This is a genomic window from Cupriavidus sp. FW305-26 (assembly GCF_058787975.1).
In genome coordinates this window covers 32,491-58,297 of sequence record NZ_JBYTAH010000042.1, presented here as the reverse complement: position 1 = coordinate 58,297, position 25,807 = coordinate 32,491, and the positions used below count along the sequence as shown (strand labels likewise).

27 protein-coding genes are annotated in these 25,807 nt (G+C 67.0%); 16 read left to right on the top strand and 11 right to left on the bottom strand.

Going from position 1 to position 25,807, the window contains the following annotated elements; translation table 11 throughout:
- Window positions 1–40: 40 nt before the first annotated feature.
- Window positions 41–958, bottom strand: a complete 918-nt coding sequence (locus AC3WQZ_RS21800; protein ID WP_011614898.1) for an NAD kinase — start codon at window positions 956–958, stop codon at window positions 41–43.
- Window positions 959–1,060: 102 nt separating this feature from the next.
- Between AC3WQZ_RS21800 and hrcA the strand changes: the two genes are divergently transcribed.
- From hrcA to AC3WQZ_RS21785, 3 genes are all read left to right on the top strand, one after another.
- On the top strand, window positions 1,061–2,095 hold the full coding sequence (gene hrcA, locus AC3WQZ_RS21795; protein WP_010809051.1) for a heat-inducible transcriptional repressor HrcA: 1,035 nt from the start codon (window positions 1,061–1,063) through the stop codon (window positions 2,093–2,095).
- A 106-nt stretch (window positions 2,096–2,201) separates the two neighbouring features.
- Entirely contained in the window at window positions 2,202–3,317 is a 1,116-nt protein-coding gene (gene hemH / locus AC3WQZ_RS21790) for a ferrochelatase (RefSeq protein WP_010809050.1), read from the top strand.
- Window positions 3,314–3,709 (top strand): RNA-binding S4 domain-containing protein, encoded by a 396-nt coding sequence (locus AC3WQZ_RS21785; protein ID WP_010809049.1) that lies wholly within the window; start codon window positions 3,314–3,316, stop codon window positions 3,707–3,709. The genes hemH and AC3WQZ_RS21785 overlap by 4 nt, the downstream gene beginning before the upstream one ends.
- A 68-nt stretch (window positions 3,710–3,777) precedes the next feature.
- Here AC3WQZ_RS21785 and AC3WQZ_RS21780 read toward each other — a convergent pair whose 3' ends face one another.
- A complete protein-coding gene (locus tag AC3WQZ_RS21780) occupies window positions 3,778–3,951 on the bottom strand; it encodes a hypothetical protein (RefSeq protein ID WP_010809048.1) in 174 nt (57 codons plus the stop codon).
- 275 nt (window positions 3,952–4,226) lie between these two features.
- On the opposite strand from AC3WQZ_RS21780, the gene grpE reads away from it, so the two are divergent.
- Together grpE and AC3WQZ_RS21770 are read left to right on the top strand one after the other, a co-directional pair.
- Window positions 4,227–4,787 (top strand): nucleotide exchange factor GrpE, encoded by a 561-nt coding sequence (gene grpE / locus AC3WQZ_RS21775; protein WP_010809047.1) that lies wholly within the window; start codon window positions 4,227–4,229, stop codon window positions 4,785–4,787.
- Between the two features lie 88 nt (window positions 4,788–4,875).
- Entirely contained in the window at window positions 4,876–5,304 is a 429-nt protein-coding gene (locus AC3WQZ_RS21770; RefSeq protein WP_492301233.1) for a thioredoxin family protein, read from the top strand.
- A gap of 6 nt (window positions 5,305–5,310) precedes the next feature.
- Here the strand turns inward: AC3WQZ_RS21770 and AC3WQZ_RS21765 are convergent, their stop codons facing one another.
- Both AC3WQZ_RS21765 and AC3WQZ_RS21760 read right to left on the bottom strand, forming a co-directional pair.
- A complete protein-coding gene (locus AC3WQZ_RS21765) occupies window positions 5,311–6,603 on the bottom strand; it encodes a phospholipase A (protein ID WP_492301232.1) in 1,293 nt (430 codons plus the stop codon).
- Between the two features lie 133 nt (window positions 6,604–6,736).
- Window positions 6,737–7,168, bottom strand: a complete 432-nt coding sequence (locus AC3WQZ_RS21760; protein ID WP_010809044.1) for a DUF1841 family protein — start codon at window positions 7,166–7,168, stop codon at window positions 6,737–6,739.
- A 101-nt stretch (window positions 7,169–7,269) separates the two neighbouring features.
- Between AC3WQZ_RS21760 and AC3WQZ_RS21755 the strand changes: the two genes are divergently transcribed.
- Together AC3WQZ_RS21755 and AC3WQZ_RS21750 are read left to right on the top strand one after the other, a co-directional pair.
- The gene (locus AC3WQZ_RS21755) at window positions 7,270–8,208 is read left to right on the top strand and encodes a DMT family transporter (protein WP_041687238.1); all 939 of its coding nucleotides are present in this window, start codon (window positions 7,270–7,272) and stop codon (window positions 8,206–8,208) included.
- Window positions 8,209–8,296: 88 nt separating this feature from the next.
- The gene (locus tag AC3WQZ_RS21750; protein ID WP_010809042.1) at window positions 8,297–8,884 is read left to right on the top strand and encodes a malonic semialdehyde reductase; all 588 of its coding nucleotides are present in this window, start codon (window positions 8,297–8,299) and stop codon (window positions 8,882–8,884) included.
- Between the two features lie 68 nt (window positions 8,885–8,952).
- Here AC3WQZ_RS21750 and AC3WQZ_RS21745 read toward each other — a convergent pair whose 3' ends face one another.
- The 3 genes from AC3WQZ_RS21745 to AC3WQZ_RS21735 are packed head-to-tail and all read right to left on the bottom strand — an operon-like array spanning window position 8,953 to window position 12,250.
- A complete protein-coding gene (locus tag AC3WQZ_RS21745) occupies window positions 8,953–9,684 on the bottom strand; it encodes a Coq4 family protein (RefSeq protein ID WP_058696926.1) in 732 nt (243 codons plus the stop codon).
- Between the two features lie 17 nt (window positions 9,685–9,701).
- Complete coding sequence (locus tag AC3WQZ_RS21740; protein ID WP_058696925.1) at window positions 9,702–10,685, bottom strand: alpha/beta fold hydrolase; 984 nt, start codon at window positions 10,683–10,685, stop codon at window positions 9,702–9,704.
- Entirely contained in the window at window positions 10,682–12,250 is a 1,569-nt protein-coding gene (locus AC3WQZ_RS21735) for a flavin-containing monooxygenase (protein WP_492301230.1), read from the bottom strand. The genes AC3WQZ_RS21740 and AC3WQZ_RS21735 overlap by 4 nt, the downstream gene beginning before the upstream one ends.
- A gap of 85 nt (window positions 12,251–12,335) precedes the next feature.
- On the opposite strand from AC3WQZ_RS21735, the gene AC3WQZ_RS21730 reads away from it, so the two are divergent.
- Complete coding sequence (locus AC3WQZ_RS21730) at window positions 12,336–12,962, top strand: TetR/AcrR family transcriptional regulator (protein WP_010809038.1); 627 nt, start codon at window positions 12,336–12,338, stop codon at window positions 12,960–12,962.
- Between the two features lie 15 nt (window positions 12,963–12,977).
- Here the strand turns inward: AC3WQZ_RS21730 and nth are convergent, their stop codons facing one another.
- Window positions 12,978–13,622, bottom strand: coding sequence for an endonuclease III (gene nth / locus AC3WQZ_RS21725; RefSeq protein WP_011614905.1), 645 nt, complete (start codon window positions 13,620–13,622; stop codon window positions 12,978–12,980).
- Window positions 13,619–14,428, bottom strand: coding sequence for an electron transport complex subunit RsxB (rsxB, locus tag AC3WQZ_RS21720; protein ID WP_492301237.1), 810 nt, complete (start codon window positions 14,426–14,428; stop codon window positions 13,619–13,621). The genes nth and rsxB overlap by 4 nt, the downstream gene beginning before the upstream one ends.
- Window positions 14,429–14,723: 295 nt before the next feature.
- Between rsxB and AC3WQZ_RS21715 the strand changes: the two genes are divergently transcribed.
- Window positions 14,724–15,359, top strand: coding sequence for a TetR/AcrR family transcriptional regulator (locus AC3WQZ_RS21715; protein WP_010809035.1), 636 nt, complete (start codon window positions 14,724–14,726; stop codon window positions 15,357–15,359).
- Window positions 15,360–15,406: 47 nt separating this feature from the next.
- Here the strand turns inward: AC3WQZ_RS21715 and AC3WQZ_RS21710 are convergent, their stop codons facing one another.
- Together AC3WQZ_RS21710 and AC3WQZ_RS21705 are read right to left on the bottom strand one after the other, a co-directional pair.
- Window positions 15,407–16,666, bottom strand: a complete 1,260-nt coding sequence (locus AC3WQZ_RS21710) for a polyhydroxyalkanoate depolymerase (protein ID WP_010809034.1) — start codon at window positions 16,664–16,666, stop codon at window positions 15,407–15,409.
- Window positions 16,667–16,978: 312 nt separating this feature from the next.
- Window positions 16,979–18,175 carry an amino acid aminotransferase gene (locus AC3WQZ_RS21705; protein WP_010809033.1) on the bottom strand — a complete coding sequence of 399 codons (1,197 nt, stop codon included), beginning with the start codon at window positions 18,173–18,175 and terminating at the stop codon, window positions 16,979–16,981.
- Between the two features lie 185 nt (window positions 18,176–18,360).
- Between AC3WQZ_RS21705 and uvrB the strand changes: the two genes are divergently transcribed.
- The 7 genes from uvrB to AC3WQZ_RS21670 all read left to right on the top strand — a co-directional run bounded on the left by uvrB (window position 18,361) and on the right by AC3WQZ_RS21670 (window position 25,743).
- Complete coding sequence (uvrB, locus tag AC3WQZ_RS21700; RefSeq protein ID WP_492301229.1) at window positions 18,361–20,445, top strand: excinuclease ABC subunit UvrB; 2,085 nt, start codon at window positions 18,361–18,363, stop codon at window positions 20,443–20,445.
- Between the two features lie 97 nt (window positions 20,446–20,542).
- Window positions 20,543–20,764, top strand: coding sequence for a hypothetical protein (locus AC3WQZ_RS21695; RefSeq protein ID WP_010809031.1), 222 nt, complete (start codon window positions 20,543–20,545; stop codon window positions 20,762–20,764).
- 33 nt (window positions 20,765–20,797) lie between these two features.
- Window positions 20,798–21,040, top strand: a complete 243-nt coding sequence (locus tag AC3WQZ_RS21690; protein ID WP_010809030.1) for a hypothetical protein — start codon at window positions 20,798–20,800, stop codon at window positions 21,038–21,040.
- Between the two features lie 90 nt (window positions 21,041–21,130).
- Complete coding sequence (locus AC3WQZ_RS21685) at window positions 21,131–21,619, top strand: low molecular weight protein-tyrosine-phosphatase (RefSeq protein WP_010809029.1); 489 nt, start codon at window positions 21,131–21,133, stop codon at window positions 21,617–21,619.
- Window positions 21,620–21,706: 87 nt separating this feature from the next.
- Window positions 21,707–23,803 carry a site-specific recombinase gene (locus AC3WQZ_RS21680; protein ID WP_492301228.1) on the top strand — a complete coding sequence of 699 codons (2,097 nt, stop codon included), beginning with the start codon at window positions 21,707–21,709 and terminating at the stop codon, window positions 23,801–23,803.
- 106 nt (window positions 23,804–23,909) lie between these two features.
- Window positions 23,910–24,464, top strand: coding sequence for a Fe-S cluster assembly transcriptional regulator IscR (gene iscR, locus AC3WQZ_RS21675; RefSeq protein ID WP_011614910.1), 555 nt, complete (start codon window positions 23,910–23,912; stop codon window positions 24,462–24,464).
- 55 nt (window positions 24,465–24,519) lie between these two features.
- A complete protein-coding gene (locus AC3WQZ_RS21670) occupies window positions 24,520–25,743 on the top strand; it encodes an IscS subfamily cysteine desulfurase (protein ID WP_269446663.1) in 1,224 nt (407 codons plus the stop codon).
- Window positions 25,744–25,807 lie beyond the last annotated feature (64 nt).

Sequence of the window (25,807 nt, the reverse complement as noted above, 5' to 3'; positions counted from 1 at the left end):
TGGGTTCGGGCTCAGGCTTGGAGGGCGGCTTGATACTGGCTCAGAGGCGGTTGTCCTCGGACGGGTATTCGTGCCAGTGCAGCTTCTTGCGCAGCGTGGCGTAGTAGTTGTAGCCGACCGGGTGCAGCAGGTTGATGGTCTTTTCGGAGCGCCGCACCACGATGCGGTCGCCCGGCAGCAGCGAGGTCAGCGACTGCATGTCGAAGTTGACGCTGGCGTCGCGCGCGCTGGCCACCTCGATGGTGACCTCGGCGTCGTGCGGCAGCACGATCGGGCGGTTGGACAGCGCGTGCGGGGCAATCGGCACCAGCACCACGCCCGACAGCGTCGGATGCAGGATCGGGCCGCCGGCGGACAGCGCGTAGGCGGTGGACCCGGTGGTGGTCGACACGATCAGGCCGTCCGAGCGCTGGTTGTACATGAAGTGGCCGTCCACCGACACCGCCAGCTCGACCATGCCGGAGATGCCCGAGCGGTTCACCACCACGTCGTTCAGGGCCAGCGCGGAGAAGATGTTCATGTCGTCGCGCACCACGCGCGATTCCAGCAGCAGGCGGGTCTCGGCCTCATAGCGGCCGTCGAGCATGTCGGGCAGCACGGTGTGCGCGTCTTCCAGCGCGATGTCGGTCATGAAGCCCAGCCGCCCGTGGTTGACGCCGATCAATGGCACGTCATAGCCGGCGAGCTGGCGGGCGATGCCCAGCAGCGTGCCGTCGCCGCCCAGCACCACGGCCACGTCGGCCTGCCGGCCGATCTCCTCGGCGGACAGGGCAGGGTAGGCGGTCAGCCCGGTGGCGAGCGAGGTTTCGCGCTCGAACACCACGTCCTGCCCGTTGCGCAGGATATAAGAGGCGATCTCCTCCAGCGGCCCTTCGATGCCGGCAGTGGAGTACCGGCCCACCAGGGCGACGGTCTTGAACGAAGTGCGCACGGCGCTGGCTTTCGGGGGGGCGGACATGCGTGGATTAGACCATACCGCCATGACGCTTGTCAGCAGGCGCCAGCGAGCGGGCCAGGCCGGCCGCCAGAAGGTCCAAAACTTGCGTAAAATCGGGGCATCATGGATGAACGCTCCAAAACGCTGCTCAAGACCCTGATCGAGCGCTATATTGCCGAAGGGCAGCCGGTCGGTTCCCGCACCTTGTCGAAATACTCGGGGCTGGACCTGTCGCCTGCGACGATTCGCAATGTGATGTCCGATCTGGAGGAAATGGGCTTTATTGCCAGTCCGCACACCTCGGCCGGCCGTATCCCGACCCCGCGCGGCTACCGGCTGTTCGTCGATTCGATGCTGACGGCCAAGCCGCTGGAGCGCAACGCCGACCTGGCCGAGCTGACCGGCCAGATCCAGGACCAGCTCGGCGGCCAGCAGCTGGGGCCGCAGCGCATGATCACGGCGGCGGCGCGCACGCTGTCCAACCTGTCGCACTTCGCCGGCGTGGTGATGACGCCGCGCCGCGCGCAGGCGTTCCGGCAGATCGAATTCATGCGGCTGTCGGACAAGCGCATCCTGCTGATCATCGTCAGCCCCGAGGGCGACGTGCAGAACCGCATCATCCAGACCGAGCTGTCGTACACGCCGGCCCAGCTGATCGAGGCGGCCAACTTCTTCAACTCGCACTATGCCGGCATGAGCTTCGACGCGGTGCGCGGCCACCTGCGGGTGGAACTGCAGGACCTGCGCCGCGACATGTCGCAGCTGATGCAGGCCGCGGTCGAGGCCGGCAGCGTCGCCGAGGACGAGGACGACGACCACGTCTTCATCAGTGGCGAGCGCAAGCTGCTGGAAGTGGAAGACCTGGCCTCCAGCATGGACAAGCTGCGGCGCCTGTTCGACGTGTTCGAGCACAAGACCAGCCTGCTGCAGCTGCTGGACGTGTCCAGCCATGCGCAGGGTGTGCAGATCTTTATCGGCGGCGAAAGCCGGCTGGTGCCGATCGAAGACATGGCGGTCATCACCGCCCCGTACGAGGTCGACGGCCAGATCGTCGGCACGCTCGGCGTGATCGGCCCCACGCGCATGGCGTATGAGCGCGTGATCCCCATCGTCGACATCACCGCGCGCCTGCTGTCCAGCGCCCTGAGCCAGAACTAGTGCAAAGACTGGCTGGTCTGACAAGCGGCCCCATTCCTGCCGAGCGCGGCAATCGCCGGTGCGCCGCACCGGCGCCATCCCGGCACCGTGTCAACCCGGAAGCGACATGACGTTTTCTCCCGAACCGGCCTACCAGCACGGCCACGCGCCGCGCACGGCGATCCTGCTGGTCAACCTGGGCACCCCGGACGCTCCCACGCCCAAGGCGGTGGGGCGCTACCTGAAGGAGTTCCTGTCCGACCCGCGCGTGGTCGAGATCCCGCGCGCGGCCTGGCTGCCGCTGCTGCATGGGGTGATCCTGCCGCTGCGTTCGCGCGCCTCGGCGCTGAAATACGAATCGATCTGGCTGCGCGAGGCCCATATGACGGGCTCGCCGCTGCTGGTCTACAGCGAGCGCCAGGCCCATGCGCTGCAGCGGCTGATGAACCAGCACGGCCATGAGGTGACGGTCGCGTGCGCAATGCGCTACGGCAACCCGTCGATCGCCTCGGTGCTGGAGGCGCTGCGCCGGCAGGGCTGCGAGCAGGTGCTGGTGCTGCCGATGTATCCGCAATACTCCGGCACCACCACGGCCACGGCCTTCGACGAGGTGTTCCGGGTGCTGGGCCAGTGGCGCAACCAGCCCGAGCTGCGGCTGGTCAAGCATTTCCATGACCATCCGGCCTATATCTCGGCGCTGCACCAGCAGGTCGGCGCCTACTGGGCGCGCCACGGCATGCCGGACTTTGCCCGCGGCGACAAGCTGATCCTGTCGTTCCATGGTGTGCCGCGGCGCACGCTGGAGCTGGGCGACCCCTATCACTGCGAATGCCTGAAGACCGGCCGGCTGCTGGGCGAGGCGCTGGGCCTGCAGCCGGGCCAGTACCAGGTGACGTTCCAGTCTCGTTTCGGCAAGGCGGAATGGCTGCAGCCGTACACCGCGCCGACGCTGGCCGAGCTGGGCAAGGTCGGCGCGGGCCGGGTCGATGTCTTCTGTCCCGGCTTTCCGGCCGACTGCATCGAGACCCTGGAGGAAATCGCCATGGAAGGGCAGACCGAGTTCAAGGTCGCGGGCGGCAAGGATTTCCACTTCATCCCGTGCCTGAATGACGCCGATCCGTGGGTCGCGGCCATGGCCGAGATCGCGCTGCAGCACCTGCAGGGCTGGCCGCTGGCCACGCCGCATCCGCATGAACTGGAAGCACGGCGCACGCGCGCCCAGACCCGGGGAGCGGCGGCATGAATGTCGACTTTGAGCCGGATGCGCGCCAGCGCATCGACAAATGGCTGTGGTGCGCGCGCTTCTTCAAGACGCGCTCGCTCGCGGCCGAAGCGGTGGAGCGCAGCAAGGTGACCGTCAACGGCCAGCCATGCAAGAACTCGCGCGAGGTGAAGCCCGGCGACATGGTGGTGCTGGAAGCGCACCAGCAGCGCTGGGAACTGGTGGTGAAAGGCATTGCCCCGGCGCGCGGGCCGGCGCCGGTGGCGCAGACGCTGTACGAGGAAAGTGCCGAAAGCCAGTCGCGCCGGCTGGCCGACGCCGAGCGCCGGCGCCTGCAGCCGGAGCCGTCCGCGCAGATCCAGGGGCGCCCGACCAAGCGGGACCGGCGCCGCATCGACCACCTGAAGAGCTGAAATGACAATGCGGCGGCACCGGGAAGCCCCCGCTGCCGCCGCGCGCTTGGACCAGGGTCAGGTGGCGCTTATTCCTGCGTGACTTCCTGGCTGACGATAGGGACGATGTAGTGCTTGAACACCGCCTTGCCGCTGCCATACTCCGTATCGCGCGGGGTGAATGCGCCGGAAAGGCAGATAAAGACGGTCATGACCGCCAATGCGGCCACAAGGCAGAGTGTCACGACTGGCAGCTTATGCATGGCCAACCTTCCGGAAGAGGCACAAAGATGAACCATCTCCACAACCCCCGGCATTTTTGTCATTTTTATTACTGGGAATCTTAGTGATTGCGATGCAGCAAAGCAATAAGGCGTCGATTGCATATGCCTGGCCTTTGTAACCGTGTGTTTCCGCGTCACGCCAGCGCCACTCTTGAAAACCTGCGCCTTGCCACCACCTGCACGGAACACGCGCCGATTTACCACCCGCGGCCAGGCCCATGGCGGGCCGCGACAATGCATTGATACGGATCGACATGGAAGAACAGAAGCAGACGCCAACCACCCAGACGCCTACGCCCGCTGGCGATGAGGCGGCCAACGCCAGCCAGGAGGCCGGCGCGCCGGAAACCGCTGCCGTGGACGACGTGGCGGCCCAGCTGGCCGCCCTGGAAGCCAAGGCGCGCGAGCATTACGACCTGTATATGCGCGCCGTTGCCGAGGGCGAGAACATCCGCCGCCGGGCGCAGGAAGATGTCGCCAAGGCGCACAAGTTCGCCATCGAGAACTTCGCCGACAACCTGCTGCCGGTGATGGACAGCCTGCAGGCCGCGCTGGCCGACGGCTCGGGAGATATCGCCAAGCTGCGCGAAGGCGTCGAGCTGACCGCGCGCCAGCTGGCCGCCGCCTTTGAGCGAGGCAAGATCGTTGAACTCAACCCGGTGGGCGAAAAATTCGACCCGCACCGCCACCAGGCCATCTCGATGGTGCCGGCGGACCAGGAACCCAATACCGTGGTGACCGTGCTCCAGCGCGGCTACACCATTGCCGAGCGCGTGCTGCGGCCGGCTCTGGTGACGGTGGCGGCACCGAAATAAGGCCGCCTGGGGCGGCGGCGTGCCGTCCTGGATCGCGACCTGACGCCCGGTGCCGGCTGGCCCGGGCGTTTGTCATTCTGGAGCGAGCATGACCACTGAACCAGGCGCTGGCCCGGCGACATTCCCGGTCCCCCACCTCGACCACCGCGCCTTCGAGGCATTCGGCATGCGCGAGGTCGATGACGGCAGCATCGACGCCGCCATCGCCGCTGCGGGCGATGCGCTGGTGTGCGTGTTCTTCTGGGGGGAGGACTGCTTCAACTGCGAGATGGCCAAGAAGGCCATGCTGGCCAACCCCGAACCGATCCGCGCGCTGGAACTGCGCTGGCTGCATGCCAACGTCTACGCGCATCCCGGGCTGGGCCGGCGCTTTGGCCTGCATGGCATCCCGGTGTTCATGTTCTTCCGGAACGGCAAGAAGCTGGGCCGCGCCACCGGCTGGCATGGCCACGGCCAGTTTGCCGCCGCGGTGGCCAATGCGCGGCTCAAGGCCAGCGGCAAGCCGCTGGCCGGCTGAGTGGGTTCAGCGGGACAGCGCGTAGCCGATGCGGAACTGCCACGGCAGCTTGTGGTTGTAGTCCAGCAGGCTCTCGCCATAGCCGACGAAGTAGCCCGCCATCAGGTAGCCCGCGGTGCCGGGGATCAGCCGCGCCATCGGGTAGGTCAGCTGCGCGTCGACGCTGCCGTACCACTTGCGCGTGCCCTTGCGCAGCGTGGCGGAGAACTCCCATGAGTCCGGGCGCCCGTAGGCAATGCCCAGGTCCATGAAACCGCGGTAGTGGGCGATGTCGGGGTTGTCGCCCTTTTCCACGTAGGCGTAGAGCTTGGGCGCGACGCGCCAGTGCCAGTCGTTCTGGTCGCCAAAGTAGAAGGTCGGCTTGACGAAGACCGTATTGATGCTGCGCGAGTCGTCGCCGTTGCGGCCATTGGATTCATGCTCCAGGCCGGCCGCCAGCGACAGCCGGCTGATGGCGTTGTTGCGCACGCCGGTATCCGACAGGTAATAGAACAGGCTGGGCCGGTAGTTGGTGTCGCGGAACGGCTTGGACTGCTCGGACAGGTCCCATAGCGAGAACTGGGTGTAGGCCACGTAGAGGTTGTCGAACAGACGCTTCGACGCCGGATCTTCGCCCTGGAAGAGGCGGTACTTGAAGCTCAGCTGGAACTTGGCGTTGGCCCCGTCATGCGCGCCGACCATGAAATACATCGGGTCATGGAACGATAGCCGGGCGCTGTCGCGCAGGTCGGCCGGAGCGGGTGCGGCAGCGTCGGCGGTGGTGACCGGGGTCACCGGTACGGCGGCTTCGGTGGCCGGCTCCAAGCCGTTCGCTGCCAGCGCCTTGCCGGCAACCGGCGGCTCAGCGGTGGCGGATTCACCGGGCCGCGGCAGGCGGTTCAGCGTCAACAGCACCGGCGCGGCGTCGATGCCGGTGGCATCCAGCCGCACCTGGCCGCGCAGGGCCGGCGGCAGCGCCACCGTGTAGCGGATCGCGCGGTGCTCGCCGCGGCGCAGGTTGACCACGGCCGGGCCCGAGTCTTCGCGCCACAGCACCAGCCGCACCGGCGCCTGCAGGTCGCCCGAGGCGGTCACTTCGAGCGTGTCGGGAATACGGTAGCGGCGCGTGGCGTCGTCGGCGCTGACCACCAGCGTCAGCGTGAGCGGCTGGTTGCCGTCGATCACGCGCGGCGGCTGCAACAGCGCCACGCCGGCGTGGCCGGCGAGGGGGCAGGCCAGCATCAGCGACAGGCAGAGCGGGGCAACGGCGCGGCCGGCGGGCGCGAGCCGGCGCCGGCGGGGGAGGGTAATACGGGACATGGCTTGCGGGCACCGCGCCGCCATGTGACGGCAACGCGGCTAGGGAAAATGCGGACCCGCAAAGACTACCACGCACCCATCGGAGGGTTGTGACGAATTGTACGCTGCACTTGATGCGTGACGCGTACCGGACTTAGCGGTTGGCGCGGCGCTTGACGCAATCGACATAGTGGTCGCCGTCGGGCGGCTGGCCGGTGCGCTGTGCCTGCCACAGCATTTCGCCCAGGCATTCCATCACCTGGTGCTGCGCTTCGTGCGGGGAATCCAGGCGGCGTGCCAGCGCCTCATAGGCCTGGCGGATGCCGCGCGGCTGGTCGACCGAGACCTGCTCGGAGATCGACAGGTGCATCGACAGGTGCAGGAAGGGGTTGGTCTGGCCTTGCTCGGGTGTGTAGTCCTGCGACAGCGCACCTTCGGTGTCGCGCAGCAGGCCGTGGTACTCGGGGTGCTCGCCGATCCAGTCTACAGCGATGGCTTCCAGCGGGGTCAGCACGCCGCCTGTGAGCTGCTTCTGCCAGGCATCGCAGAAGAACCGGCGGACTTCTTCTCGTGAGGGATTAAACATGGTGGCGACATTGTAAACGAGGGCCGCGGCCCGCGCTGGCGGTCCGGTTGCTGCAGACGGCGCCAAGTAGAATGCGGGATCGCCGACTTCCCGCCCGCCCGATGACCGCTTCCGCCCAAACCGCCCCGGACCATGCCCGCGACAAGCTGGCCGGCGTGCTGCTGATCGCGCTGTCGGCCAGCGCCTTTGGCGCCATGGCGATCTTCGCGCGCTTTGCCTACGCGGCCGGCGCGGATGTCTACGGGCTGCTGCTGGTGCGCTTCGTGCTGGCCGCCGCGGCACTGGCCTGGGTGATGCGCACGCGCGGCATCGGCCTGCCGCCGTGGCGCCGCGTGCTGGCGCTGGCGGCGATGGGCGGCATCGGCTATGTCGGCCAGTCGTTCTGCTTCTTCAGCGCACTCAACCATGCGCAGGCCAGCCTGGTGGCGCTGCTGCTGTACCTGTACCCGCTGTTCGTGACGATCCTGGCGGCCATCTTCCTGAAGGAGCGGCTGACCACCGCCGCGGTGATCGCGCTGGTGCTGTGCTCGGTCGGCGCCGGCCTGACCGTCGGCGGCGGCGAGGGCTCGCCGCTGGGGATCGCGCTGGGGCTGGCGGCGGCGGTGATCTACTCGGTCTATATCATCGTCGGCGCGCGCGTGACCGCTGGCGTCAACCCGATTGCCACCACCACGGTGATCTGCACCGCGGCGGCGCTGGTCTACGGCGCCGTCGGCCTGCTGCGGATGGGGGCGGGCGCGCCGCCGCAGTTCCCGGCCACTGCCGGCGGCTGGCTGGCGCTGGCGGGCATCGCGCTGCTGTCGACGGTGCTGGCGATCCTGACCTTCTTCGCCGGCCTGCAGCGACTGGGCGCGGCGCAGGCGTCGATGCTGTCGACGCTGGAGCCGGTGGTCACCGTGTTGCTGGCGGCGCTGCTGCTGGGCGAGCATATCGGCACGGCGCAGGCCGTGGGTGGCGGGCTGATCCTGGCCGGCGTGCTGTGGCTGACCCGCAGGGGCAGTGCGCCGGCGCCGGCCCGCGCCGATATGCAAGGGAATTGAACGGGTTGCTCAAAGGCGCTGTCGTGGCGCGCACAAAGCGTTGGGTACAATCGCCCCTTCCCTCAAATCCCGTACAGGAAAGAAGCGCATGTCCCAGATCGACAACGCCGCGCTGGCGCAGCTGTTCACCGAAGCCCGCACGCACAACGTGTGGCAGGACCGCCACGTGGACGACGCCGTGCTGCACCAGATCTATGAAGCGATGAAGTTCGGCCCGACCGCTGCCAACAGCAGCCCGGCGCGCATCGTGTTCGTCAAGAGCGCTGCCGAGAAGGCGCGTCTGGTGGACTGCGTGTCGGCCGGCAACGTCGACAAGACCCGTTCGGCGCCGGTGACGGCCATCATCGCCTTCGACACCGCCTTCCACGACCAGCTGCCCAAGCTGTTCCCGCATGCCGACGCCCGTTCCTGGTACGCCGGCAACGACGAGAAGATCGCCCGCGACGCGCTGATGAACAGCTCGCTGCAAGGCGGCTACTTCATCCTGGCGGCGCGCGCGCTGGGCCTGGACTGCGGCCCGATGGGCGGCTTCGATGCCGACAAGGTCAACGCAGCCTTCTTCCCCGATGGCAAGTGGCAGGTCAACTTCCTGTGCAACCTGGGCTACGGCGAGGCCGACAAGCTGTTCCCGCGCGGCCCGCGCCTGTCGTTCGACGAAGCCTGCCGTATCGTCTGATCGCGCTGCGCACCATCAAAAAAGCGACCCGGCCGTGGTCGCTTTTTTTTGGGGCACGCAGCAGCGCTTCAGGCCGTCCACTCCTGCAGGGGATCGGGATTGCAGGCCAGGTAGCGCTGCGGTTCGGCAATGCCAAGCCGCGCGCGGGCCGCGCCGATGGGTTCGTGCAGCAGCTTTTCATAGTCCTCGCCCAACAGCCAGCGGGCGCGCCGGCCCAGCCGGTAGCCCTCCAGCACGGCCCGCGCAAAGGCCAGCCTGCCGCTCACGCGCAGGCTTTTCAGCGACGCCGCGATGGCGATGAAGGCCCAGCCCTTGCCGCCGGTCTGCGCATAGCTGAATGCCACCAGTGCGGCTTCGCCAAGGCTTTCATCGGCCCGGTAGCCGGTGAGCACATGCCAGATGTCGTGGATGTCGCGGGTACGCCGGCCGAACCACATGTAGGCGTCCTCGATCAACGGTTCCTGGTCCAGGTTCGAGACCTTGGCCAGCCCGTCAGCGCTGTAGCCGGTCTGTTCCAGGAACGCGCGATAGGCCGCGCCCACCGTGCCCGGTGCGAACCTGGCCACGTAGGCGGGATCGGACAGGCGCTCCGCCAGCTCGATGCGCTGGTAGACCATGCGCCGCCCGTCGGGCGTGCTCAGCAGCCGGTTGAAGTTGCGGGGCATGGACGGCCCGTTGAGCGCGCGCATGATGCGGAACACCTGCTCCGTGTCGTTGCCGTTCGCCATCAGCTTGCGAACGGCCTGGAACGCGGCGAAGACATTGTGCTTGTAGGGGTTGGAAGCGGTGGTGGTGGCCATGGGCGGGGCTCCGTGGATCAGGCGACCTGCGCCTGGGCCGGCGCGGGGACTTGCAGCCGGGCGGCGGCGTCGCGGACGAAATCGACGCTGGTGTCGATGGCGGTCACCGGCAGCATATGCCCGCCGCTGACCAATGTCAGCGTGGCGCCCGGAACCTTGGCGGCGAGCGCTTCGCCATGCTCGGCAAAATCCAGGATGCGGTCTTCGCGGCCGTAGAGGACACTGACCGGCACGCGCAGCGTGCCGTAGCGGTGCAGCAGCGCCGGCAGGCTCTGCGCGGCGCCGATCAGGTCTTCGGACGCGGCCAGGAAGTGGCGCGGCCGCAGCGCCAGCAGCCCGCCTCCGCGCGTCGGGAAGTCGTCCGGCACCGGGTCCGGGCCGAACACGATGTCCATCACGGCTTCGCGGCGCCGAATCGACATCGGCACCACCAGCGTCCATGCCATCAGCCGGCGCAGCCACGCGCTGGGCACGGTCATGGCCTGGAACACCGGCGAGATCGCCTTGGGCGGGTGCGTGAGCGGCGCGATCAGTGCCAGCCCGCCCACGCGCTCGGGGTGGTGGATGGCCAGTGCCAGCGCAATCGCGCCACCCAGCGAATGGCCCACCACCAGCGGACGCTCCAGGCCAAGCTTGTCGCACAGCGCGGCGAGCGCTGCGGCCTGCGCCGGCAGGTCCGCGGCGCTGCCCGGCGTGCGTATGGAGTGGCCCGCGCCGGGGCGGTCGACGGCGATCACGCGGAAATGCTCGGCAAGCGGCCCGATCATGCCGTAGCCAAAATTCTCAAGCTGGCCGGACAGGCCATGCACCAGCAGCACCGCCGGGCCCTGGCCGCGCTCCACCACGTGCAGCCGCGCGCCGGGCACGTCGACAAAGCGGCCGTGCGGCGGCATGGCGGCTTCGATGCGCCGCGCGGTGCGCCACGTGTACAGATACAGCGACGCGCCCAGCGCCAGGATCAGCCCGATCAGCACCGCGAAAACGGTCAGGACGATGGTCATGATTGCACCTCGCTGGCGGCAACGGCCGGCACCGTGTTGTTGTTGTCGGTGGTGTCCTGGCCGTCCCGGTGCGCCCGGTGTGCCAGGGGAGAGGGAGGCGGGACATCGAACTGCAACACGCCGTCTGCGATGCGCCCGTGCCGGATCGCCAGCAGGTCTTTCAGGTAGTTCTGGTGCACGCGCCATGGCTTGCGATGCCCTTGCCGGGGCAGCACGGTGGCGGCACGCTGCACGTAGCCGGAGGTGAAATCCAGGAACGGGGTCGGCTCAACGTCAGCCGGGGCGCGCGGCACGGCAATGCGGTGGGCGTGGCGATCCATATGACGCAGCAGGCGGCAGACGTACTCGGCCGTGAGGTCGGCCTTGAGCGTCCACGAGGCATTGGTGTACCCGAAGGCCAGCACGAGGTTGGGCACATCGCTCAGCATCATCCCCTTGTAGGCCAGGCATTCGGCGGGGCGGCGCGGCTGGCCGTCCACGGTGAGTGCAATGTCGCCCAGCATGTTCAGCTTGAGGCCGGTGGCCACCACCACGACATCCGCGGCCAGCGTCTTGCCGCTGGCCAGCACGATGCCGTTCTCGGTGAACCGGTCGATGGTGTCGGTCACCACCGATGCGCGCCCGTCGCGGATCGCGCGGAACAGGTCGCCGTCGGGCACCAGGCACAGGCGCTGGTCCCAGGGCCGGTAGCGGGGCGTGAAGTGGGTGCCGACGTCATAGCCCGGCGCCAGTTGCGCTGCCGCCATGCCGATCAGGCGCTGCCTGACGCGGTCCGGCCGGCGCCGCGCCAGCTGGAAGAACATCATGCCCAGCAGCACGTTCTTCCAGCGCGTGGCGGCGTAGGCCAGCCGCTCCGGCAGCACGCGGCGCAGCTTGTGGGCGATGGCGTCCTCGCCGGGGCGCGTCACGATATAGGTGGGAGAGCGCTGCAGCATCGTCACGTGCGCGGCGCTTTTCGCCATGGCCGGCACCAGCGTGACCGCCGTGGCGCCGCTGCCGATCACCACCACGCGCTTGCCGGCGTAGTCGAGCGATTCGTCCCAGAACTGCGGATGCACCATGCTGCCGCGGAATTGCGCTTCGCCTGCAAATTCGGGCCGGTGGCCCTCGGCATAGCTGTAATAGCCTGCGCACACATAGAGCAGGCGTGTGCGTAGGCGCAGCCGGCTGCGGTCCGCACTGCGTTCGGCTTCGACCGTCCAGCAGGCTGCGGCGCTGTCCCATGCTGCGCTGACGACCCGATGGCCGAAGCGGATATGTGACGTGATGCCGGCCTCTTCGGCGGTTTCGCGGATGTAGGCGCGAATCGACGGCCCGTCGGCGATGGCCTTGGCGCCGCGCCAGGGCTTGAAGCGGTAGCCCAGCGTGTACATGTCCGAATCCGAGCGGATGCCGGGGTAGCGGAACAGGTCCCAGGTGCCGCCCATGGCCTCACGCGCCTCCAGGATGGCGTAGCGCTTGCCGGGGCAGCGCATTTGCAGCTGGCGCGCGGCGCCGATGCCGGACAGGCCGGCGCCTACGATCAGGACATCAAGGACTGCGTCATCGGGACTTGAGGCGGTCATGGGGGGATCCGGGCGAGTGGCGCTTCTGACAACATAGATTGTCAGAAGCGATCCGGCAAGGAATCTGACAATAGGGAATGTCATAATGGCGCGCATGACGACCGAGCTCACCCCCGCGCGTCGCTACCGCGGCGCCGAAGCCGAAGAACGACGTGCCCAACGCCGTGTGCAGCTGATTGCCGCGGCCGTGCAGGTCTACGGCGAGCGCGGCTACCAGAACGCCACCGTCAAGGCCGTGTGCGAGGCCGCGGGCCTTACCGAACGGTATTTCTATGAGTCGTTCGCCAACAGCGAGGCCTTACTGCTGGCATCGTTTCAAACGGTGACCCACCGCTTGCTGCACACCCTCGCCCTGGCGGGCGAGGGGGCCGGAGGCGAGGGCCAGCAACGCGCGCTGGCCATGCTGCGCGCCTATTTCGGGGCGCTGCGGCGCGAGCCGCGTTCAGCGCGGGTGTTCCTGGTGGAAATCCGCGGCGTCAGCAAGCTGGTCGACGGGGCGCTGGCGGATTCGCTGGATGAATTCGGCGGGCTGCTCGCGCAAGCGCTGCTGCCGCCGGGACGCAAGCTCGATCCGTTGCTGACGGCGGGGGTGGCGGGCGGGGTGGTCCACATCGCCCTGCGCTGGATCACGCACGGCTACGCGCCCGAGGTGGAGGTGGTCGCGCGCACCGCGCTACAGCTGGCCCTGGTGCTGGCGCACGAGCCGGACTAGGACACCAGGCCCGGGTTACAGCTGCGGCGCCGGCGTCTTTTCCCTGAACTCGCATAGCGGCTCGATCACGCAGTGCCAGCACTCTGGCTTGCGCGCCTTGCACACGTAGCGGCCGTGCAGGATCAGCCAGTGGTGGGCATCGTGCAGGAACTCATGCGGCACGCACTTGAGCAGCTTCTGCTCGACGATCTGCACGGTCTTGCCCGGCGCCAGCCCGGTGCGGTTCGCTACCCGGAAGATATGCGTGTCCACCGCGATGGTGGGCTCGCCGAACGCGGTGTTGAGCACCACGTTGGCGGTCTTGCGGCCCACGCCCGGCAGCGCCTCCAGCGCTTCGCGCTCGGGCGGGACCTTGCCGCCGTGGCGCTCGACCAGGATGCGGCAGGTTTCGATCACATGCTTCGCCTTGGTCTTGTACAGCCCGATGGTCTTGATGTACTCGCTGAGGCCGGCTTCGCCCAGGTCCAGCATCTGGCGTGGGGTATGCGCTACCGGGAACAGCCGCCGCGTGGCCTTGTTGACGCCGACGTCGGTCGCCTGCGCCGACAGCAGCACGGCGATCAGCAGCTCGAACGGCGAGCTGTATTCCAGTTCGGTGGCCGGGGCAGGGTTGGTTTCGCGCAGCGTCTCAAAGATGGCACGGCACTTGGCGGCGTTCATTGTTTTACTTCCGGGTCGGTATTGGCGTTCTGGTCGGATCCAGGCCTGGCAAGTCCCGCGCGTGCGCGCCGTGCTTCGGCGGCGTCGATCTGGGCCTGCACCGCAGCCGAGACGTTCTCCGTATTGCGCGGCTGCGCGGCCTGCTGCTTCTGCCGGGCGCGTTCGATGGCGGCCTGGATGATGGCGCGCTTGCGTTCCTGCGCGGCGCGCTCGGCATCGTTCTCCGGCGCTTCGGCTTGCACCGCGGCCAGCTTGGCGGCGGCCTTGGCGGCCAGGCGCGCGTCGTTTTCCTCGCGCTCGCGCACCAGCCGCGCATTGCGCGCCAGGTAGCGCGCGTGCGCGGCATCGGCCTGCGCCTGCGACCACGCGGCCCAGCCGGTGCGCGCGCCGGTGACCGGGACCATGTCGATGCAGTCGACCGGGCAGGGCGCCACGCACAGGTCGCAGCCGGTGCACCAGTCAGGGATCACCGTATGCATCTGCTTGGCGGCGCCGGCAATCGCATCGACCGGGCAGGCCTGGATGCAAAGCGTGCAGCCGATGCAAAGGCTCTCGTCGATGCGGGCCACCGCGCGCGGCTGTTCGCTGCCGCGCTCCGGGTCCAGCGGCAGTGGTTCGGTGCCGAGCGCCGCGGCCAGGCGCACGATTCCTTCCGCGCCGCCGGGCGGGCAGCGGTTGCAGGCGGCTTCGCCGCTGGCCATGGCTTCGGCGTAGGGGCGGCAGCCGTTGAAGCCGCATTTTGTGCACTGGGTCTGTGGCAGCAGCGCTTCGATGCGGTCGGCAAGGGACTTGACGGCGGGATTCACGACTACGGGCAGGAAATCAGGGGACAAGACAGGGACCAAGGCCGGATCAGAACGGTCAAGACACGATATTTACGGGGCGCTGTGAGGGTTTGGCGACATAACAGCCGAACCCGGCGGCGGACAATAGGCCAGCGACCCTGCGGCATCGGGATCTCTGTGGACCCCTGCGAGCCATCGCGCCGCAAGGATTATCCCCGATTTCGCCGGCGGGCAGAAACGGCGATGATGCGCGCACCGCCGGATTGCCGCATTCCGGCCTATGCCATAATCCGCGCAACGATCGACCAGCCACCCCATGTCAACTGAGCCCAAGACCAAACGCGACCCGGAAGGGACGCGCCGACGCATCCTCGCTGCGGCCACCGAGGAATTCGCCAAGGGGGGTCTGGCCGGCGCCCGCGTCGACCAGATTGCCCGGCGCGCGGAAACCAACGAACGAATGCTGTACTACTACTACGGCAGCAAGGAAGGCCTGTTCCTGGCGGTGCTTGAGAAGCAATACGCTAATTTCCGCGCCGACGAGGAGCAGCTGCACCTGGTCGACGAAGACCCGGTCCAGGGCGTGCGCACGCTGGCGCGTTTCGTCTGGGACTGGTATTACGAGCACCCGGAGTTCATCCGCCTGGTCAACAGCGAGAACCTGCACGAGGCCCGGCACCTGAAGAAGTCGGCGCAGCTGCAGCAGCTGATCAACCCGGTGGTGGATGTGCTGGCCGACGTGATCCGGCGCGGGCAGGAACAAGGCGTGTTCCGCGACGATATCGACGTGCCGCAGTTCTACCTGACGATTTCCGCGCTGGGCTACTACGTGCTGTCCAACCGCTATACCATCAGTGCCGTGATCGGCCGCGACGTGGCCTCGCAGCAGGAGCATGAGCGCTTTGCCGAGCTGCACTCGGAAATGCTGCTCAGCTACCTGAAGAAGCACTGAGCATCCCGGCCCCGCAAGAAGAAACGCCCGCAATCGCGGGCGTTTTCTTACCTGGTGGCCGAGGCCTGGTGGTACTTGCGGATAAAGTCGCGCAGCTGCGGGTAGATCTCTTCGCGCCAGCGCCGGCCCGAGAAGATGCCGTAGTGGCCGCAGTGTGCCGCGTTCAGGTGCTGCTTGCGGGTTTTCGGGATGCCGGCGCACAGGTCGTGCGCCGCGGCGGTCTGGCCCGCGCCCGAGATGTCGTCCAGTTCGCCCTCGACGGTCATCAGCGCGGTGCTCTTGATGTCCTGCGGCCGCACCGGATTGCCGTCGATGGCCCAGGTGCCGTTGGCCAGGCGGAATTCCTGGAACACCTCGCGGATGGTGTCGAGGTAGTACTCGGCGGCCATGTCGAGCACCGCGTTGTATTCGTCGTAGAAGCGCACGTGGGCTTCGGCGTCATCCGCATCGCCCTCGACCAGGCTCAGGTAGAAGTCATAGTGCGAGGAAAGGTGCCGGTCCGGGTTCATCGCCACGAAACCGGCATGCTGCAAAAAGCCCGGGTAGACGCGGCGGCCGTGGCCGGGGTAGTTGGCCGGCACGGTGTAGATGACGTTGTTCTCGAACCACTCGAACGACTTGTTGGTCGCCAGCGAGTTGACCGCGGTGGGGCTCTTGCGGGCGTCGATCGGGCCGCCCATCATGGTCATGGTGCGCGGCGTCTTCTCGCCGGCCGAGGCCATCAGCGAGATCGCGGCCAGCACCGGCACGGTGGGCTGGCATACCGAGATCACATGCAGGTTCTCGGCGCCGATATGGCGGATGAATTCCTGGATGTAGTAGATGTAGTCCGACAGGTGGAACGCGCCTTCCTCGACCGGCACCATGCGTGCGTCGATCCAGTCGGTGACGTAGACCTTGTGGTCCTGCAGCAGCGTGCGCACCGTGTCGCGCAGCAGCGTGGCATGGTGGCCCGACAGCGGCGCGGCCACCAGCACCACCGGCTCATCCTTGAGCAGCTTGATGGTCTCCGGGTCGTCGGCATAGCGCTTGAAGCGCACCAGCTTGCAGAACGGCTTTTCAAGCACGGTCTGCTCGACGATGGGGATGTCGCGCCCGTTGGAGCGCACCGACTTGATGTCGAATGCCGGCTTTTCGTATTCCTTGCCGAGCCGGTACAGCAGTTCATAGCCGGCAGCCAGGCGGGGTGCGCCGGGAACCAGCGAGAGCGGGCTGAGGGGGTTGGTGAAGGTCTTGGCGGTCGCCTGGGCCCACGCGGTCAGCGGGTGCAGGATCGAGCGCTGGAACTCATGCAATTGGTAGAGCATGCCTTTTCTGCCTGGGGTCTAGCTAAGAGGTACGTACTACCAAGTACTAATGTACTGACAATACACCGGGGGATCGTGGCGCCGATTATGCCTTTAACCGAACGACCGTGCTAACGATCTTGCTCTGCAGCATATACCTTAAAGTACATCCGTTGCTGCGGAAAACAATAAGGTAAAAGGCTGATTTCTTGATGACATTGGCTGATAAATCGTAAACAAATGCAAAAAGCGGCCGAAGCCGCTTTTTGTGCATTGCTTTGTGACGCTTGCGCCAGTCGCCACCTGTTGCGGGATGGCGATTGCAAAAGCCTTTTACATCACAGCTGCGATCGCATCGACGACGGCGTCGATGTTGCGGCTGTTCAGCGCGGCCACGCAGATGCGGCCGGTGCCGACGGCGTAGATGCCATGCTCGTTGCGCAGGCGGTCCACCTGGGCCGAGGTCAGGCCCGAGTACGAGAACATGCCGCGCTGCGCCTTGACGAAGGAGAAGTCGCCCGGCACGCCCTTGGCGGCCAGCTTGTCGACCAGCGCATGGCGCATCAGCTTGATGCGGTCGCGCATCTCGGCCAGCTCTTCTTCCCACATGGCGCGCAGTTCCGGGCTGTTCAGCACGGTCGCGACCACGGTGCCGCCGTGCGTCGGCGGGTTGGAGTAGTTGGTGCGGATCACGCGCTTGACCTGCGACATCACGCGCTGCGCTTCTTCCTTGCTGGTGGTGACGATCGACAGCGCGCCGACGCGCTCGCCGTACAGCGAGAAGCTCTTCGAGAACGAGCTCGACACGAAGAAGGGCAGTCCGGAGTCCGCGAACAGGCGCACGGCGGCGCCGTCCGGGTCGATGCCGTCGGCAAAGCCCTGGTAGGCCATGTCCAGGAACGGGATCAGGTTGCGTTCCTTGACCAGTTCCACCACCTGCTTCCACTGCTCGGGCGACAGGTCCACGCCGGTCGGGTTGTGGCAGCAGGCGTGCAGCACGACGATGGTGTTGGCCGGGAACGACTTCAGCGATTCCACCATGCCGGCAAAGTTCAGGCCGTGGCTGGGGGCATCGTAGTAGGCATAGTTGACCACCGGGAAGCCGGCGGATTCGAACAGTGCGCGGTGGTTTTCCCAGCTCGGGTCGCTGATGGCGACCTTGGCGTCCGGATACAGGCGCTTCAGGAAGTCGGCGCCGATCTTCAGCGCGCCGGTGCCGCCGAGTGCCTGGGCCGTCACCACGCGGCCTTCCGTGATCAGCGGCGATTCCTTGCCGAACAGCAGCGTCTGCACGGCCTGGTCATAGGCGGCAATGCCTTCGATCGGCAGGTAGCCACGCGGCGTGGCGGTGGTCAGACGTGCCTTTTCTGCCTCCTGGACGGCGCGCAGCAGGGGGATTTTCCCTTCGTCGGTGAAGTACACGCCAACGCCCAGGTTGACCTTGGTCGGGCGGGTATCGGCATTGAAGGCTTCGTTGAGGCCCAGGATCGGGTCGCGCGGGGCCATCTCGACGGCAGAAAACAAACTCATTTGGAATCTCGTGGTCGGCTATGTAAGAAAACGGGAAGGCGTAGAATGCTTCGGACTGCGCTGGGGGCTGACAGGCCCCCGTGACGCTTCCGGCTTGAAGCGGGGGCTGGCAACCCCAAGATTCTAGCGTATTCGCCCCGTATTCCTGAGGTATTTCCCTAATCCCGCCCGTAAATTCGCCCCCTATGTCGAACCTTGCAGAAGCCGCGCCGGCCCTGGACGAAGAGAAATTCGTCACATTCCCCGGCTCCCCGTTCCAGCTCTACCAGCCGTTCCCGCCCGCCGGCGACCAGCCGGAGGCCATCCGGCAACTGGTGGAGGGGGTCGAGGACGGCCTGTCGTTCCAGACGCTGCTGGGGGTGACGGGTTCGGGCAAGACCTTCACCATGGCCAATGTGATCGCCCGGATGGGACGGCCGGCGATCGTGTTCGCGCCCAACAAGACGCTGGCGGCCCAGCTCTACGCCGAGTTTCGCGAGTTCTTCCCGCGCAACGCGGTCGAGTACTTCGTCAGCTACTACGATTACTACCAGCCCGAGGCCTACGTCCCGCAGCGCGACCTGTTTATCGAGAAGGACTCGTCGATCAACGAGCATATCGAGCAGATGCGGCTGTCGGCGACCAAGAGCCTGCTGGAGCGCCGCGACACGATCATCGTGGCGACCGTCTCTGCGATCTACGGTATCGGCAACCCGACCGAATACCACCAGATGATTCTCACCTTGCGGGCCGGCGACAAGATCAGCCAGCGCGATGTGATCGCGCGCCTGATCGCGATGCAGTACACCCGCAACGAGACCGATTTCCAGCGCGGCACCTTCCGCGTGCGCGGCGACACCATCGACATCTTCCCGGCCGAGCATGCCGAGATGGCGGTGCGGCTGGAGATGTTCGACGACGAAGTCGAGTCGCTGCAGTTCTTCGACCCGCTGACTGGCCGCGTGCGCCAGAAGATCCCGCGCTTCACGGTCTATCCGTCGAGCCACTATGTGACCCCGCGCGAGACCGTGCTGCGCGCGATCGAGGCGATCAAGTCGGAGCTGCGCGAGCGGCTGGAGTTCTTCCACAAGGAAAACCGGCTGGTGGAGGCGCAGCGGCTTGAGCAGCGCACCCGCTTCGACCTGGAAATGCTGTCCGAGCTGGGCTTCTGCAAGGGCATCGAGAACTATTCGCGGCACCTGTCCGGCGCTAAGCCGGGCGAGCCGCCGCCGACGCTGGTCGACTACCTGCCGCCCGACGCGCTGATGTTCCTGGACGAGTCGCACGTGCTGATCGGCCAGCTCAACGGCATGTACAACGGCGACCGCGCGCGCAAGACCACGCTGGTGGAGTACGGCTTCCGGCTGCCCTCGGCGCTGGACAACCGGCCGCTGAAGTTCGACGAATTCGAGCGCAAGATGCGCCAGGTGATGTTTGTTTCGGCCACGCCGGCGCAGTTCGAGCAGGACAATGCCGGGCAGGTGGTGGAGCAGGTGGTGCGTCCGACCGGGCTGGTCGATCCCATCATCATGGTGCGCCCGGCGACCACGCAGGTGGATGACCTGCTATCGGAAATCCACGCCCGCGTGGAGGTTGGCGAACGCGTGCTGGTGACCACGCTGACCAAGCGCATGGCCGAGCAGCTGACCGAGTTCCTGTCCGAGAACGGCGTCAAGGTGCGCTACCTGCACTCGGACATCGACACGGTCGAGCGCGTGGAGATCATCCGCGACCTGCGCCTGGGCACCTTCGACGTGCTGGTGGGCATCAACCTGCTGCGCGAAGGCCTGGATATTCCCGAGGTGTCGCTGGTGGCGATCCTCGATGCGGACAAGGAAGGCTTCCTGCGCGCCGAGCGCTCGCTGATCCAGACCATCGGGCGCGCCGCGCGCAACGTCAACGGTACCGCGATCCTGTACGCGGACCGCATGACCGAGTCGATGAAGAAGGCGATTGGAGAGACCGAGCGCCGCCGTGCCAAGCAGATCGCCTTCAACGAGGCCAACGGCATCACGCCGCGCGGCGTGGTCAAGCGCATCAAGGACATTATCGACGGCGTCTATAGCGTCAACGATGCCAGGGCCGAGCTGCTGGCGGCGCAGGAGCAGGCCCGCTACGAGGACATGAGCGAGAAGCAGGTCTCCAAGGAAATCAGGCGTTTGGAGAAGCTCATGCTCGATCACGCCCGCAACCTGGAGTTCGAGCAGGCGGCGCAGGTGCGCGACCAGCTGGCCAAGCTCAAGGCGCAGGTGTTCGGCGCCAGTGGAGAGGGCGCGCTGCCGCCTGCCTGATACGCCGCACCGCCACGCGCGCTTCGCCTATAGTGAAATTCGCGGCGGCGCCGGTCATGAAGGGTGAAAGCGCGAAGGCTGCCGCAAAGGAGGCAAGATGGAACGCCAGTTTGAATACGGCGGCTACGCGGTCGTGGTCAGCGCGGTCCCCAATGCCGCCGGCGGGTTTGCGGCGCAGATGCGCATCGCCGATGCCTTCGGCGAGCCATCCGGCCCCAGCTACGAGGCGATTGCGGGCGACGCGCCCACGCCCGAAGGGGCCATCGCCCTGGCGGAGGCCGGCGCCATGCGCGCGATCGACGCCGGCGAGGTCAACTAGCCAGGCATCACCCATTTTCCGTGGAGAACCACAATGAGCGATATCGGTGAATGGAAGAAGAAGGTCTATGAAACCCACGAGGTGCAGGTCCAGGTCAAACAGCGCTCACAGAGCGAATGGTCCTACACCGTGCGCGTCTGCCGCCCCGGCACCAATATCCGCGCCGCCGGCACGCTGACCGAGACCTCGCGCATCACCGAGCACTACAAATCGCGCGAGGCCGCGGAAGTGGCCGGGTTTGCGCACGGCGAGCGGCTGGCCAAGCAGCTGGCCTGAAGGGCTGCGGGTAGAATTGCGGCTGTCCGGCCGGCGGCCCTGCCGTGTGCCGGTGCGCCCGCCGTTCCACTCCCGCCAAGCCGTGATCCGATGAAGACATACGCCATCCTGATGTGTTGCATGGGAAACATCTGCCGTTCCCCGACGGCGGAGGGCGTGCTGCGCGCCAAGCTGGCTGCGGCGGGGCTGGACGCACTGGTGGAACTGGATTCGGCGGGCACGCATGAATACCACCTGGGCCGCGCGCCCGATCCCCGCACCCAGCGCCACGCGCTGCAGCGCGGCTATGACCTGTCCGCGCTGCGCGCGCGCAAGGTCGGCCTGCCTGACTTCGACCGCTTCGACCTGATCCTGGCGATGGACCGCGAGAACCTGGCCGGCCTGGCGCGGCTGCGCCCCGATGCCGGCGCCAAGCTGCGCCTGCTGATGAGCTTCGCCACCCGCCACGACGCCGACGAGGTGCCGGACCCCTACTACGGCGAAGGCGATGGCTTCGAGCGCGTGCTCGACTACATCGAAGATGCCTGCGACGGCCTGGTGGCCGAGTTGCGCCAGCGCCTGCAAGGCAACGCCGGCTGATCCCGGCGCCCGCTCCATCGTCCTTTCTGCGGCCCGCGCCGCGACGCCTCCGGCGCCGCGGCCGGCGGACCGATCCCACGAGAATCCATGCTTCGCAAACTGTTCCGCAAATGGCGCGAATCGCGCAATGCAAGCCTGCAGCTCGGCGCCATCCTGGCCGCTGCCGATCCTGAGGCGCCGCTGGCCGAGCGCAACGGCTGGCTGATCGAGTTGGGCTTCTGGATCCGCCGCGATGGCGGGCTGGGCGCCGATGCTGACAGCCAGGAACCTGGCACGGACCGCCGCCACCCCGAGCATGTGCGGCTGCGCTACCTGCTGCAGGTGCTGGAGCGGCGTCCCGACTGGGCCGGGCGTTTCGCCCTGACGGTGCGCAGCCTGGTGCGCGAGAACGACCCCACCGGACTGTTCTGCGATACCGGCGTGGCCCTGCACCCGGGCTTCGTCAGCGAGATGGTGGGCCGGCTGCAGAACCGCTTCCTGCCGCCGCCGCCCAACCGTAGCGACATGGCGGGGCTGTTTGCGCTGGTGTTCGTCGGGGATGAGGACGCGGAGTGGGTCGAGGCCATCGACGATGGGCTGCTGGCGCGGCTGGCGCGCGTGCTGCAGGCCGGCAGCGCCGGGGGCGAAGCGGCGGGCATGGCGCACTATCGCGATGCGCTGGGCCAGACGCTGGCCACCAGCATCGCGGTGCTGGTCAGCCAGGTGCGCGCCACCGGCCTGAGTCAGGCGATCCGTTCGCGCCTGGCCGGGCGCGTGGAAGAGACACCGTTCTTCCGCCTGGACGAGGCCATCCAGGCCTTGCGTGAAGAGGGCCTGCGCCATGACGACAACAGCTTTGGCCACCGCCTGAACTACTTCCGCGCGCTGCTGGACGGCTGCCATGCCGCGATCCGCCAGGTGTATGAGGACCTGGAAGAGAACGGCGTGTCGGTCGAGGTGGTGTTCCAGATCGAGCGCATGAAGGTGCAGCTCAGCCGCATCGAGCTGCTGCTGGCGGCCTGGGTCGAGCCCCGCCGGCCCGGCATGCATGCGCACCTGGTGGCGGAGCTGATCCGATCGACCCAGGCCCGGCGCAGCATCTCGCACCTGGCCGGCACCTCGTTCGCGCAGCTGGCGCGCAAGGTGGTGGAGCGCTCGGCCGAGACCGGCGAGCACTACATCACGCGCGACCGCAAGGAATACGCCGAGCTGGTGCGCGCCGCGGCCGGCGGCGGCCTGGTCTCGGTCGCCACCGTGTACCTGAAGTTCCTGATCTACGGCCTGCACCTGGACAAGTTCAGTGAAGGGTTGCTGGCCTCGCTCAACTACGCCGGCGGCTTCCTGGCCATCCACTTTGCGCACTTCACGCTGGCGACCAAGCAGCCGGCCATGACCGGGCCGGCGCTGGCGCACCGGCTGGACGGGGCAGGGCGGCCGGAAGGGCGCGAGATATTCGTCGACGACACCATTGCCATGATCCGCTCCAACGCGGCGGCGATCGTCGGCAACCTGGCGGTGGTGTTCCCGGTGGCGCTGGGGATCCAGTGGCTGGCGCACAAACTGCTCGGCGCCAACCTGATCACGCCGGCCAAGGCGATTGCCACCATCGAGTCGTTCTCGATCCTGGGCCCGACGCCGCTCTATGCCGCCTTCACCGGCGTGCTGCTGTGGCTGTCCAGCCTGATTGCCGGCTGGGCCGACAACTGGTTCGCGCTGCATCGCGTGCACGACGTGATGGCCTACAACCGGCGCCTCCAGTACGTGCTGGGTGCGCGCGGCGCCACCCGTCTGGCGGATTTCTGGAAGCGCAACCTGTCGGGCATAGCCGCCAACGTGTCGCTGGGCCTGCTGCTGGGGCTGGGGCCGGAAATCCTGAGCTTCTTCGGGCCCCATATGGAAGTGCGCCATGTGACGCTGTCGACGGGCTCGGTCGGCGCCGCCATCGGCGTGCTGGGGCTGGATGCACTGCGCATGCCGTCGCTGTGGCTGGCGGTGGCGGGCATTGCGCTGATGGGGATGCTGAACGTGGCGGTGAGCTTCGCGCTGGCGTTCAATATGGCGCTGCGGTCACGCAACCTGCGGCGCGTGGACCGCGCCGAACTGAGCGCGGCCGTGCGGCGGCGCATCCTGAAGCACCCGTTGTCGCTGGTGATTCCGCCGCGCGCGGCAGGCCCGGAGACGGCCGCGGGCGGGCGCGAAGCGTGATCGGGGCGTGGTGCGCTGCGGCAGGGGTAGTTGACTGAATTAGTCGGGTACCTTTATACTTGACGGAAACGATCAAGTATTAGCTTCACCCCCAGAGCCCTGCACCATGAGACTGACCACCAAAGGCCGCTTCGCGGTCACTGCGATGATCGACCTGGCCATGCGCCAGGACCAGGGACCGGTCACGCTCGCCGGCATCAGCCAGCGGCAAAAGATCTCGCTGTCCTACCTGGAGCAGTTGTTTGGCAAGCTGCGCCGGCACGAGATCGTCGAAAGCGTGCGCGGCCCGGGCGGCGGCTACAGTCTGGCGCGCAAGGCCGAAGACGTCACCGTGGCGGACATCATCATCGCCGTGGACGAGCCCCTGGATGCCACCCAGTGCGGCGGCAAGGGCAATTGTAACGGAGATGACGGCTCCGGGCGCTGCATGACCCATGAACTGTGGGCCACGCTGAACCAGAAGATGGTCGAGTACCTCGACTCCGTTTCCCTCAAGAACCTGGTGGACCAGCAGCGCGAGCGCCAGCCGGCCGTGCTGCACGACATGCGCGAGGACGCCGCGCAGCCGGTCGCGGCCGCTGCGCGCGGCAAGGCCGACAAGCAGGAAAAGCCGGTCCGGGCCAGAATGGTGAATTCAGTTTTCAGCCTGGCGCAGTCCTGAGCGCGCCCAGGCAACGACAGCAAAACAGCGATCAGCGGTCCCTAACAAGGCAGTCATAACGATGAGCACCCCACATTTCCCCATCTACATGGATTACTCGGCCACCACGCCGGTGGACCCGCGCGTGGCGGACAAGATGATTCCGTACCTGCGCGAGCAGTTCGGCAACCCCGCCTCGCGCAGCCACGCGTACGGCTGGGAAGCGGAGCGCGCGGTGGAAGAAGCACGTGAGCAGGTGGCCGCACTGGTCGGCGCCGATCCGCGCGAGATCGTGTGGACCTCGGGTGCGACCGAATCGAACAACCTGGCGATCAAGGGCGCCGCGAACTTCTATTCGGGCAAGGGCAAGCACATCATCACCCTGAAGACCGAGCACAAGGCCGTGCTCGACACCACGCGCGAGCTGGAGCGCCAGGGCTTTGAAGTGACCTACCTGGACGTGAAGGAAAACGGCCTGCTCGACATGGAAGTGTTCAAGCAGGCGCTGCGCCCGGACACCATCCTGGTGTCGGTGATGCTGGTCAACAACGAGATCGGCGTGATCCAGGACGTCGCGCAGATCGGCGAGATCTGCCGCGAGAAGGGCATCATCTTCCATTGCGACGCCGCGCAGGCAACCGGCAAGGTGGCGATCGACCTGGGCAAGCTGAAGTGCGACCTGATGTCGTTCTCGGCCCACAAGACCTACGGCCCCAAGGGCATCGGCGCGCTGTACGTGCGCCGCAAGCCGCGCGTGCGCATCGAGGCGCAGATGCACGGCGGCGGCCATGAGCGCGGCATGCGCTCGGGCACGCTGGCCACGCACCAGATCGTCGGCATGGGCGAAGCCTTCCGCATCGCCCGCGAAGAGATGGCGACCGAGAACGAACGCATCCGCATGCTGCGCGACCGCCTGTGGAACGGCCTGTCGGACATGGAAGAGGTCTACCTGAACGGCGACCTGGAACAGCGCGTGCCGCACAACCTGAATGTCAGCTTCAACTTCGTCGAAGGCGAGTCGCTGATCATGGCGATCAAGGACGTGGCGGTGTCGTCGGGTTCGGCCTGCACCTCGGCCTCGCTGGAGCCGTCGTATGTGCTGCGCGCCCTGGGCCGCAACGACGAACTGGCGCACAGCTCGATCCGCTTCACGGTGGGCCGCTTCACCACCGAGCAGGAGATCGACTACACCATCGAACTGCTCAAGAGCAAGATCGGCAAGCTGCGCGACCTGTCGCCGCTGTGGGAAATGTTCAAGGACGGCGTCGATTTGAATTCGATCCAGTGGGCCGCGCACTGACGCGCCCGCACAGATCATCAGAACAAAACGCAATACCCCCGCAAAGATACGCAAGAGGTAAGCA